Raw genomic sequence first — 12576 nt, 5'->3', positions numbered from 1 at the left:
GATCACACCCCCCGGCGCGTCGGAAATTACGCTACCGGGCGTTTCGATATGGTTACCAAGGCGGTAAGTTTTCGCGTTCGAACGGGCCGCTTGTCGCGCCCGCGCCGCGCGGCTAGGCAGGCTCGCGAAAGGATCGGGCGATGAGCAAGGCAATGGGCGAAACGCTGGGACGGCTGGAAGCGGTCATCCACGACCGGATCGCCGCGGGCGAGGCCGAAGCCTCCTATGTGGCGAGCCTGGCCGCCAAGGGCCGCGGCAAGATCGCGCAGAAGCTCGGCGAAGAAGCCGTCGAAGCTGTCATCGCCGCGGTCGGCGAGGACGATCCCGAACTGATCGGCGAAGCGAGCGACCTCATCTTCCACCTCTCGATCCTGCTCGCCGAGCGCGGCCTGACCTGGGACGCGATCGCCGCCGAACTCGACCGCCGCCACGGCACCTCGGGTCACGCCGAAAAGGCCGCCCGCCCGAAATAAGTACAACGCATAGGAGCTCCCCATGCCGATCGACGCGACCCTCCCCTATGACGAAACCAACATTTTCGCGCGCATCCTGCGCGGCGAACTGCCGTCGAAGACCGTCTATGAAGACGAGTTCGCGCTCGCGTTCCACGACATCAACCCGCAGGCGCCGCTGCACATCCTCGTGATCCCCAAGGGCGCCTATGTCAGCTGGGACGATTTTTCGGAGCGCGGCAGCGACGCCGAAATCGCGGGCTTCGTCCGCGCGGTGGGCAAGGTCGCGCGCGACCAGGGCCTCGTCGCGCCCGGCTACCGCCTGCTCGCCAATGTCGGTCTCGACAGTCACCAGGAAATCCCACACCTCCACGTCCATATCTTCGCGGGGCAGCCGCTTGGCCCGATGCTCGCCCGCTGATTTTCAGACCTGTCTGTGACCCCGGTCACAGCTTTTTCCCGAAGCGCGACTAACCGTGTGCAACGCGCGGCAACGGGTGGACTCTGTCCCCTGTTTCCAGCAGGATAGAGGTTCGGAGCGAAACGGGGAGTTCAGGATGGGCAAGGGATGGCGCGCGCTGGCCACGAGGCTGGCCGGCAAGGCGAAGCTGGCACTGCTCGTCCCGCTCAGCCTCGCGATGGCCGCGACCGCCACCGCCGACACCGTGCCGCAGGTCACGCTTGCGACCCCGGGCAGCAGCGGCGCCGGCGACGGAACGATCACCCGCTTCACTTTGCGCTTTTCCGAAGACATGGTGCCGCTCGGCGATCCGCGCGCCCCCGCGCCCGCGACCAATGACTGCAAATTGCCCGCGACCGGGCGCTGGGTCGACACGCGCACCTGGGTGCTCGAGTTCGACAAACCGCTCCCCGGCGGGCTCGCCTGCCATGTCGAGCTGCGCGACGGGCTCAAGACAGCGCGCGGCGTGTCGGTCGTCGGCAACAGCCGCTTTGCGCTCGACACCGGCGGCCCCTCGGCGCGGGCCGTGCTCGCGGGCGGCCTCAACGGCGATATCGAGGAAGACCAGATATTCCTTGTCGCCACGAATGTCGCCGCCGACCGCGCCTCGGTCGGCCGTTTCGCCTATTGCGCGGTCGATGGCATCGGCGAGAAAATCCCGCTCGACGTGCTGCCGCGCGCGACCGCGACCGAGATTTTGACCGGGCTCGGCGACAATAATTGGTCGCGCCAGTCCTTTACCTATGATGCGGGCCTGCCGCAGCGCCTGCCCGCCGCGGGCCCCGACCGCGAGGCGGTGCTCGACCGCGTCGTCGCGGTCAAATGCCGCCGCCCGCTGCCGCCGGGACGCGAGATGGCGCTCGTCTGGGACGCGCGCATCGGCCAGGCGGGCGTGCCGAGCCGCACCGCGGGCCGCGACCAGCGTTTCGACCATGACGTACGCCCCGCCTTCACCGCCAAAATGTCGTGCAGCCGCGTCAACCCGCAGGCGGGCTGCAACCCGATCAAGGATGTCGTGCTGAGCTTCGCCTCGCCGGTATCGCGCGAGACGATCCTCGCCGCGACGCTGAACACCGCCGACGGCAAGCGGCTCGCCCCGAAGATCGACGAGGACGACCGCAACGACGCCTGGCTCACCACCGTCCGCTTCGCCGGCCCCCTGCCGCAGAATGTCGACGCAACGCTTGCGCTGCCCGATGGCGTCACCGACCAGAGCGGCCGCAAATTGCAGAACCAGTCGAACTTCCCGTTTAAATTCCACATCGATCGCGCCCCGCCGCTGGTCAAATTCGCCGCCGAATTCGGCATCCTCGAAGCCGGCGAGGGCGGCGTGCTGCCCGTCACCATACGCGGGGTCGAAAACAGCCTCGTCCAATCGAACCTCAAAATGCCCGCCGCCACGCTCAAGGTCGGCGGCGACGATGCTGCGATCGCGCGCTGGCTGAAGCGCGTCGAGGATGCCGACGACAGCGACTATCGCGAGGAAAAAAACGCCGCGGGCAAGGACGTCACCGTCAATTACACGGGCACCAGGTCGGTGTTCGCCGGCGCGCCGTCGGGCGGCGAACGCCGCGACCTTCAGCTGACCCCGCCGGGCGGCGGCAAGGAATTCGAGGTCGTCGGCATTCCCCTCGCCGAAAAAGGCTTCCATGTCGTCGAGATCGCCAGTCCCGAGCTCGGCGCCGCGCTGCTCGGCCGCAAGGCGACGCGCTATGTCGCGACCGCCGCGCTCGTCACCAACATGGCGGTCCATTTCAAATGGGGCCGCGAAGGCTCGCTCGCCTGGGTGACCGCGCTCGACACCGGCCTCCCCGTCGCGGGCGCCGAAATCCGCGTCACCGACAGTTGCACCGGCCGCCTGCTCGCGCGCGGTACCGCCGACAAGGCGGGGCGCCTCGCCTTCACCGGCGGGCTGCCGCAGCCCGAAACCTATTCGAGCTGCCGCGACGACGCCGACCCGGCGAGCAGCGATGGCCATGCACTGATGGTCAGCGCGCGCGCGGGCGACGATTTCAGCTTCACGCTCACCGACTGGGGCAATGGCATCCGCCCCTATGATTTCGATCTCCCCTATGGCTGGTCGGAACGTGAGGACATCCTTCACACCATTTTCGACCGCGCGCTCGTCAAGGCGGGCGAGACGGTCCATATGAAGCATGTCCTCCGCCGCCCGATCGGGCTCGGCTTCCGCACCCCCGAACCGCTCGCGGGCAAGCTGCGCCTCGTCCACCGCGGTTCGGACACCGAATTCGAAATGCCCTTCGCGATCGCCGCGAGCGGCAGCGGCGAAACGACTTGGAACGTCCCTGCGTCCGCCCCCATGGGCGATTATGAGCTCGTCTTCGTCACCAAGGACCCCAAGGGAAAAGGGGATGGCGAGGACAAGACGATCTGGTCGGGTCAGTCGGTCAAGGTCGACGAATATCGCCTGCCGACGATGAAGGCGACGATCACCGGGCCGAAGACCGCGCTCGTGCGCCCGGGCACGGTGCCGCTCAACCTCTTCGTCGGCTATCTGTCGGGCGGCCCCGCGCCGAACTTGCCGGTCGAACTGCGCACCAATTTCCGCGCCTCCTGGTCGCCGCCCGAGGATTATCGCGACTGGGATTTCGATGGCCAGCCGGTGAAGGAAGGCGTCGTCCAGCTCGACGACAGCGGCGATACGCCGTCGGCAGATCTGCCGCTCGCGCGCTCGGTGCCCTTGAAGCTCGACGCCAATGGCGCCGCGACGACCAGCGTCACGGTCGACCAGCCGATCACCGAACCGACGCTGATGGCCGCCGAAATGGATTATGAGGATGCGAATGGCGAGACGCTGACGTCGAGCCGCCGCATCACCCTCTATCCCTCGGCCGTCCGCCTGGGGCTCAAGACCGACGGCTGGTTGATGCGCGACGATGACCTCCGCCTCAATTTCATCGCGCTCGACCTGGGCGGCAAGCCGATTGCGGGCAAACGCATTGCCGTCGCGCTCTATAACCGCGAGATCATCACCGCGCGGCGCCGCCTGATCGGCGGCTTCTATGCCTATGACAACCAGATGCGCACGACGCGGCTCGGCGCCACTTGCTCGGCGACGACCGACAAGCTCGGCCGCGCGAGCTGCGCGATGGCGCCCGGCGTCTCGGGCGAGGTCACCGTCGTCGCGACCACCCTCGACGCCGATGGCAACGAAGCCCGCGCGGTGCGCTCGGTCTGGCTGGCGGGCGACGACGACTGGTGGTTCGGCGGCGACAATGGCGACCGCATGGACGTGATCGCCGAAAAGCCGCGCTATGCCGCGGGCGACACCGCGAGCTTCCAGGTCCGTATGCCGTTTCGCGAGGCGACCGCGCTCGTCACCGTCGAACGCGAAGGCGTGCTCTCCAGCTTCGTCGTGCCGCTGAAGGGCACCAACCCCGTCGTCAAGGTCAAGCTGCCCGCAACCTATGCGCCCGACGTCTATGTCTCGGTGATGGCGGTGCGCGGCCGCGTGACCGGCGAGGAAAGCTGGTTCCGCAAGATGAAGCGCGCGGTCGGCTTCAAGATCGAGAATAGCGAAGGCGCGCCGCCGACCGCGCTCGTCGACCTCGCCAAGCCGAGCTACCGCATGGGCATCGCGCGCATCAAGGTCGGCTGGGAAGGCCATCAGCTCGGCGTGAAGGTAAAGGCCGACAAGGAGACATATTCGGTTCGCGAAACCGCGAAGGTCGGCATCGAGGTCAAGACCCCCGACGGCAAGGCACCGAAAAATGCCGATGTCGCCTTTGCCGCGGTCGACGAAGCCTTGCTCCAGCTCGCCCCCAACGACAGCTGGGAACTTCTTTCGGCGATGATGGGCGAACGCACGCTCGACGTGCTCACCTCGACCGCGCAGATGCAGGTCGTCGGCAAGCGCCACTATGGCCGCAAGGCGCTCGAACCCGGCGGCGGCGGCGGCGGCGACCTCAGCGGGCTGACGCGCGAGGATTTCCGCCCCGTTCTCTTGTGGAAAGGCAATGTCCCGCTCGACGCCAAGGGTCGCGCCATGGTCGATGTGCCGCTCAGCGACAATCTCTCGGGCTTCCGCCTCGTCGCGATCGCGACCGACGGATCGCAATTTTTCGGCACCGGCGAAACGAGCGTACGCACCGTGCAGGATCTCGGCGTCTTCGCCGGCATGCCCGAACTGGTGCGTAGCGGCGACACCTATGACGCGCGCTTCACGCTGCGCAACGGCACCGATCAGGCGATGGAGGTCACCGCGACCCCGACGCTGTCGCCCGCCGTCGCCACCGCCCCGCCCCTCACCGTCACCATCCCCGCCGGCGGCGCTGTGCCGATCAGCTGGTCGATGACCGCCCCCGAACAGGCCGGCCCGATCGAATGGACCGTCGATGCGGTGGCCAAGGGCGGCAAGGCGCGCGACCGTCTCGTCTTCGAACAGGTCGTCGAGCCCGCAGTGCCCGTCGAAACCTGGGCCGCCAGCCTGTTCCGCGTCGGCCCCGCGACCAACTTGCCGATCGCGATCCCCGCGGGCGCACTGCCCGGCGGCTATGTCGATATCGCGCTCGCCGGTACGCTCGCGCCGCCACTCACCGGCGTGCGCGACTATATGGCGACCTACCCCTATACCTGCTTCGAACAGCAGACGTCGCGCGCGGTCGCGCTCGGCGATGTCGGGCGGTGGCAGGCGCTCGCGGGCGCGATGCCGACCTATCTCGATGACGACGGGCTGCTGCGCTATTGGCCGAACGAGAATCTCACCGGATCGATCGAACTCACCGCCTATGTGATGAACGTGACCGCCGCAAACGGCTTCGCGATCCCCGAGACCTCCAAGGCAAAGATGGTGAAAGCCCTGCAGGCGGTCGTCGAAGGACGCCTCACCCGCCGGGGCTATGGCCCCTGGGATATCCGCCCCGTACGGATCGCGGCGCTCGCCGCGCTCGCACGCAACAATGCCGCGAATGCGAACCTCGTCGCCGCGATCGACGTCGCGCCCGCCGACATGGCGACGGGTACGCTCGCCGACTGGCTCGTCGCGCTCGAAAAGACGCCGGGAGTGCGCAACGCCCCCGCGCTGCGTACCGCTGCCGAAGCCGAACTCAGGAAGCGCCTCGTCTACGAAGGCACGCGGCTCGACCTCGTCGACGATGCGAAGGCGCCGTGGTGGATGATGACCAGCGGCGACGAAATGGCGATCAAGGCCTTGGAAGCCGTACTCGGCCGCAAAGGCTGGGAGGATGACACGGGCAAGCTGATGGTCGGCGTCGCGCAGCGTCAGCGCAAGGGCCATTGGGACACCACCCCCGCCAACGCATGGGGGGCGGTCACCGTCCGCCGCTTCGCCGAACTGTATCCGGCAAGCGCGATCACCGGCGTGACCAACGTCAGCCTCGCCGGCGCCACCGCCGCGCAGGGCTGGCCGCTTCCCGCCGAAGCCCCCTCGCCGCTCCGCCTCGCGCTCAACGCTGCGACGATGAGCCTCAACCATCGGGGCACCGGGACGCCATGGGCCACGGTCAGCGTCAAGGCCGCTGTGCCCTTGAAGGAGCCGCTCAACGCGGGCTACCGGATCAAACGTTCGGTCAGCATCGTCAAGGCGGCGAACAAGGACCGGCTGACACGCGGCGACGTCATCAAGGTACGGATCGAGGTCGTCGCGGCCGCAGGCCGGACGTGGGTCGTGGTGAGCGACCCTATCGTCCCCGGCGCGACGATCGTCGGCAACCTCGGCGGCCAGTCCGACATGCTGGGCCAGCAGGCCGGCGGATCGGGCGCGCAGCCGAGCTATGTCGAACGCGGCAAGGACAGCTGGCGCGGCTATTTCGGCTGGATGCCTGCGGGCACGCACACGGTCGAATATGTCGTGCGCTTGAACGGCTCGGGCCGCTTCACCCTGCCCCCGACGCGCGTCGAGGCGATGTATTCGCCCGCGATCCGCGGCCAGTGGCCCAACGCGCCGGTGACGATTGCGAGCGTCGGGTCGTGATCGGACGGCGTACCAACAAGATCCTCCCTGTCGCGCAGCGATGGGGAGGTGGCAGCGCGAAGCGCTGACGGAGGGGCCAATGGCGCGCCGTCGCAGCCCCTCCCCCATCCTTCGGATGGTCCCCCTCCCCATGCCTGCGGCACGGGGAGGATCTTCCAGGCTGTTCGATCAATGAAACCCCGTAAACGCAGCTGGTTCGATATTCTCGCATGGGCCGCGCTCGCGGCGCTCATCCTCGTCACCATCGCCCACCTCGCGACGCGCCCACCCGCGATGCCCGCCTTCGCCACCGTCCGCGCCGACTGGAAATCCAGCGAAGCCTGGCTCTACGATCGGGACGGCCGCCTGCTCGACAGCGAGCGCGTCAATTTCGAGCGCCGCCGCCTCGCCTGGGTGCCGCTCGAGGACATCAGCCCCGCCGTCCGCCACGCGGTGGTCAGGGCCGAGGATCGCCGCTTCTGGTCGCATGGCGGGGTGGATTGGCTCGCGGTCGCGAGTGCGGTCCGCACGCGCCTCGCGATAGGGGGGACCGGCGACCGCTCGCGCGGTGCCTCGACACTCGCGATGCAGCTTGCGGCCTTCCTCGACCCAGGCCTCGCGCAGCCCGGCCAGCGCGATTGGCGCGCCAAGCTGCGCCAGATGCGCGCCGCGCAGGCGCTCGCGGCGAGCTGGTCGCACGAACAGATGCTCGAGGCCTATTTCAACCTCCTCCCGCTGCGCGGCGAGGCGCAGGGCATCGGCGCGGGCGCGCAAAGCCTGTTCGGCAAGACACCCGCCGAAATGAACGGCATCGACGCGGCGCTCTTCGCCGGGCTGCTGCCCAATCCCGCCGCGGGCGCCGAAGCACTCGGCCGTCGCGCCTGCCGCATTGGGCACGCAAAGGATTGTACCGCGATCCGCGCCGCCGCCGCGACGCTCGTTTCGGGCGAGCAGGCCGCGCGCGTCGACCCCGCGCTCGCCCCGCACCTTGCGGTCCGCCTGCTCGATCAGCCCGGCAAACGTGTCACCACCACCATCGACCGCCGCATCCAGACCGCCGCGATCGTCGCGCTGCGCCGCCAGCTTTCGGGCCTCGGCGCGGCCCGCGTGCGCGACGGTGCGGTCGTCGTGCTCGACAATGCCACCGGCGAAGTGCTCGCCTATGTCGGCGGCGTCGGTTTGAAATCGACCGCCGCGTCGGTCGACGGCGCCAATGCGCGGCGGCAAGCGGGATCGACCTTGAAACCGCATCTCTATGCGCAGGTGATCGAGCATGGCTGGCTCACCGCCGCCTCGATCCTCGACGACAGCCCGGTCCAGCTCGATACGGCGTCGGGCCTCTACGTCCCCAAAAATTACGACCGCAGCTTCAAAGGCCCGGTCAGCGTACGCCACGCGCTCGCCGCATCGCTCAACGTCCCCGCGGTCCGCGCGCTCGTGATCGACGACGTCCAGCAGTTCCGCGACCGCCTTTGGGCCCTCGGCTACCACGGCCTCGTCGAGGACGGCGAATATTACGGTTTCAGCCTCGCACTCGGCTCGGCTGAAGTTTCGCTCGTCGAACAGGCCAATGCTTTCAGAACATTGGCCAATATGGGAAAGTGGTCGCCCGTGACATATCAGGCTACGCGGCAACTTCGCCAACATCCTCCGCGCCAGATCGTCCCCGCCGCCGCCGCTTTTATCGTCGGCGACATTCTTGCCGACGCCTCCGCCCGCGCCGACGCCTTCGGCGCCGACAGCGCGCTTCGCCTCCCCTTCTGGGCCGCCGCCAAGACCGGCACCTCGAAAGGCATGCGCGACAATTGGTGCATCGGCTTCACCGACCGCTTCACCGTCGCGGTGTGGGTCGGCAATCTCGAGGGCGATTCGATGCGCGCCGTCTCGGGCACCTCGGGCGCGGCGCCGGTCTGGCGCGACGTGATGATGGCTCTCCACGCGGGCAGTCCCGGAAAGCCGCCGGCGATGCCCGAAGGAGTCGAGGCGCGCCGGATCAGCCTCCCCGGCACCCGCGAACCCCCGCGCCGCGAATATTTCCTCGCCGGCACCGCGCAAAGCGAAATGGCCGCCGCACCGCAAGCCGCGCGCCGCCCGCGCATCACCAGCCCGGTCAGCGGCAGCGTCTATGCGCTCGATCCCGACATCCCGCTGGACCGCCAAAGGCTCGCCGTCACCGTCAGCGGTTCGGTGACGGGATACCGCCTGATCCTCGACAAAAAGCCGCTCGGCGACGCCGATAGCGGCCAGCAAATCTTGCCGCGCCCGGGCAGCCATATGCTCGCGCTCGTCGATCCGGGCGGGCGGATGATCGACCGCGTGCGCTTCACCATACGGTAAGCCGCGTTCGCCCTGAAATTAAGTTGCGCTACCGCGCGGAGCGGCTAGTCTGCCCCGCCATGAGACGGGCGGCAGCTCAGCCGCTCCAAAGGGGAAGAACATGCTATTTGACCGCGTAAAGCCGTTGGATGCCATTTTGGCGACCGCGGAAAAAAAGTCGCTTACGCGCACGCTCGGTGCTTTCCAGCTGACCATGCTGGGGATCGGCGCCGTGATCGGCACCGGGATTTTCGTGCTGACCGCCGAAGCCGCGCAAAAGGCCGGTCCCGGCATGATGATCAGCTTCATCATCGCCGGCTTCGTCTGCGCCTTTGCAGCGCTCTGCTACGCCGAAATGGCCTCGATGGTTCCGGTTTCGGGATCGGCCTACACTTACAGCTACGCGGTGATGGGCGAACTCATCGCGTGGATGGTCGGCTGGGCGCTGATCCTCGAATATGCGGTTGCCGCGGGCGCGGTGTCGGTCGGCTGGTCGGGCTATGTCGTCGGGTTGATCGAGCATAGTTTCGGGCTCGACATACCCGCGAAATTCGTGCTCGGCCCGTTCGACGGCGGCATGATCAACCTTCCCGCGATGTTCATTGCCGGGTTGGTGACCTTCCTCTTGGTCATCGGGACGCGCGAATCGGCGACGATCAATGCGATCCTCGTCGTGATCAAGGTCGCCGCGCTGACGCTCTTCGTCATCCTTGCGCTGCCGGTGATGAACATGGAGAATTTCGAACCCTTCGCGCCGCTCGGCATCGGCGGCATCGGCGCCGCCGCGGCATCGATCTTCTTCGCCTATGTCGGCTTCGACGCGGTCTCGACCGCGGCCGAGGAAACCAAGAATCCACAGCGCAACATGCCGATCGGCCTGATCGGCAGCCTCGCGATCTGCACCATCTTCTACCTGCTCGTCGCCGCCGGGGTCATCGGCACCGTCGGCGCGCAGCCGGTCGGCATCGACGCCGCGGCGGGCCATGCGCTCGAACCCGGCAGCCGCGAACTCGCGGCCGCGTGCGGCGCGATCGGGGATCAGGCGGTGGTCTGCTCGAAGGAAGCGCTCGCATGGACGCTGCGCGAAATCGGCTGGCCGCAGATCGGCAATTTGATCGGCCTCGCTGCCGGCCTCGCGCTGCCGTCGGTCATCCTGATGATGATGTTCGGCCAGACCCGCATCTTCTTCGTGATGAGCCGCGATGGCCTGCTCCCGCAGGCTTTTTCGAAGATCCACCCGAAATTCAACACGCCGCACGTGATCACGATCATCACGGGCATCGCGGTCGCGCTGTTCGCTGCTTTCTTCCCCGTGGGGCAGCTCGCGAACATCTCGAACTCGGGCACGCTCTTCGCCTTCGCCGCGGTATCGATCGCAGTGATGGTGATCCGCCGCACCGATCCCGGCCGTCACCGCCCGTTCCGCACGCCGGCAATCTATATGACCGCGCCGATCGCGATCGCGGGCTGCCTCTACCTCTTCTTCAACCTCGACCAGAAGAGCATCAACCTCTTCCTGATCTGGGCTGCTGTCGGCCTGGTCGTCTATTTCGTCTACAGCCGCAAGCGCAGCCATGTCGGGCTGGGACATGTCGAAGTCCACGAGGACGACAGCGACGCGCCGCCGCCGCCGGTTCCGCCGGCGCCATCGTTCACCGGATAAGGGGAAAGGGGGCTTCGGCCCCCTTTTTTTGCGGCCACGTCCCAATGGCCGCGTCCGCCCGCGACCGGCAACCGCCTCGACCCCCGAAGACAGCGGCGACAATCCGGAGCGAACGGCAGTTCCACCGCAGGCCGATCTGGACCGATGGGGACGATCCCGGGGATAACCCCGGTATAATCCTGTGGATCAGTTGTTGAGGCTGCGCCGGATCGCCGCGATCTCTGCGTCAAGTTCGCTGTCGGCGACGCGCAGTGCCTCGACGGTGCGCACGGCATGGATCACGGTGCTGTGGTCGCGCCCGCCGAAGCGGCGTCCGATCTCGGGATAGGAGCGCGGCGTCAGTTCCTTGGCGAGATACATCGCGACCTGGCGCGGGCGCGCGACGGCGCGGACGCGGCGCTTCGACGCCATTTCGCTCTTGTCGAGCCGGTAGTGCGCGCAAACCGCGCGCTGAATCTCGTCGATCGTGATACGCGGGCGCGCGCTGCGGACATTTTCCGCAAGCCGGTCCTCGGCGAGCCCGAGGTCGATCGTCGTGCCGGTCAGGGCGGCATAGGCGAGCAGCTTGTTGAGCGCGCCTTCCAGCTCGCGGATATTGCGCGTGAAATGCTTGACCAGATAGGCGACGACGTCGTCCGGCACCTCGACCATCGGCATCGCGGCAAGCCGCTGACGGATGATCCGTTCGCGCAGATCGTCCTCGGGCGCCTCGATATCGGCGACGAGCCCGCCCGAGAGGCGCGACAGCAGCCGCGCCTCGACCCCGTCGAGCATCGCCGGGGGCCGGTCGGCGGTGACGACAAGGCGTTTGCCCGCGGTCATCAGATCGTCGATCGTATGGAGCAGCTCTTCCTGCGTCGAATTCTTGCCGATCACGAACTGGAGATCGTCGAGCAGCAACAGGTCGGCGGCGCGCAGCCGCGCCTTGAACGCCATCATGTCGCCGCCGCGCATTGCGCCGACGAATTCGAGCATGAATTTTTCCGCCGACATCAAGATGATGTTCGCGGTCGGATGCGCCGCGGCATAATCCTGCGCGATCGCCTGGAGGAGGTGCGTCTTGCCCTGTCCGGTGCCCGAACAGAGATAGAGCGGGTTGAATTGCGGCGTCTCGACCATCGCCATGCGGCGCGCGGCATTGGCGGCGAGGATGTTGCTGCGCGCGACGACGAAGCGGTCGAACGACAGCCGCGGGTCGAAACCGAGCAGCGCCGGATTGGCGGCGGGCGCGGGCGATGTTTCGAACGCCGGCAGCGGCGCAGCCGCAAGGCTCGCCGCCCTGTTGTCTGCCGTGGCGCCGCCACGCACCATCACGCTGCGTACTGCGGGCAAATGCTGCCGCCACGCCAGTTCGAGCCGATCGCCAAAGCGTTCGTTGATCCAGTTCGCCGAAAAGCGGCTAGCCGTTTCGAGCGTCACCACGCCCGACAGCGAGCAGAAATCGGCAAAGCGCACGGGCTTCAGCCAATGATCGAAGGTGCGAACGCCAAGATCGCGGCGCAGCCCTTCGGCAACGCGCGGCCAGAGCATCGCAGCATCGCCGCTCATTGCTCCACCCGTTGCGTCATTGCCATGCCGATTGCCGCTCTCTGCCACGCTATCATGCCCCCTTGGTGCCCTTGCCCCGATATCGGGCAGCCATCCACGCGCCGAATCGTCGCCCGTGCGCAGGCACAGGTTCTCCCTCCGGCGCACGCAGCCCGAAAAGTCGCGAATCATGTCGATGTGGCGGCCGCCAGCGAAGGCCGACGAC

General features: G+C 67.6%; 6 protein-coding genes. 5 read left to right on the top strand and 1 reads right to left on the bottom strand.

The genetic code is table 11. The annotated features are described in order from the left end of the window. The first annotated feature begins 140 nt into the window (after positions 1 to 140). The 5 genes from HDC35_RS11490 (at position 141) to HDC35_RS11470 (ending at position 10823) form a co-directional block, all read left to right on the top strand. Positions 141 to 473: a phosphoribosyl-ATP diphosphatase gene (locus tag HDC35_RS11490; RefSeq protein ID WP_184646837.1), complete on the top strand. Its 333-nt coding sequence runs from the start codon at positions 141 to 143 to the stop codon at positions 471 to 473. 22 nt (positions 474 to 495) lie between these two features. Next, complete coding sequence (locus tag HDC35_RS11485) at positions 496 to 873, top strand: histidine triad nucleotide-binding protein (RefSeq protein WP_184646835.1); 378 nt, start codon at positions 496 to 498, stop codon at positions 871 to 873. Positions 874 to 1009: 136 nt separating this feature from the next. Beyond that, positions 1010 to 6865, top strand: coding sequence for an alpha-2-macroglobulin (locus HDC35_RS11480; protein WP_184646833.1), 5856 nt, complete (start codon positions 1010 to 1012; stop codon positions 6863 to 6865). Positions 6866 to 7036: 171 nt separating this feature from the next. Then, positions 7037 to 9181 (top strand): penicillin-binding protein 1C, encoded by a 2145-nt coding sequence (gene pbpC, locus HDC35_RS11475; protein ID WP_184646831.1) that lies wholly within the window; start codon positions 7037 to 7039, stop codon positions 9179 to 9181. Positions 9182 to 9281: 100 nt separating this feature from the next. Then, on the top strand, positions 9282 to 10823 hold the full coding sequence (locus HDC35_RS11470; RefSeq protein ID WP_184646829.1) for an amino acid permease: 1542 nt from the start codon (positions 9282 to 9284) through the stop codon (positions 10821 to 10823). 186 nt (positions 10824 to 11009) lie between these two features. Here the strand turns inward: HDC35_RS11470 and dnaA are convergent, their stop codons facing one another. Then, positions 11010 to 12371, bottom strand: a complete 1362-nt coding sequence (dnaA, locus tag HDC35_RS11465; RefSeq protein ID WP_184646827.1) for a chromosomal replication initiator protein DnaA — start codon at positions 12369 to 12371, stop codon at positions 11010 to 11012. Between the last annotated feature and the right edge of the window lie 205 nt (positions 12372 to 12576).

Origin of the sequence: Sphingopyxis sp. JAI128, assembly GCF_014207235.1 — a bacterium.
In the GTDB taxonomy this organism is placed as follows: Bacteria; Pseudomonadota; Alphaproteobacteria; order Sphingomonadales; family Sphingomonadaceae; genus Sphingopyxis.
The sequence above is the reverse complement of the archived record's forward strand: the minus strand, read 5'-3'. Positions and strand labels throughout refer to the sequence as shown.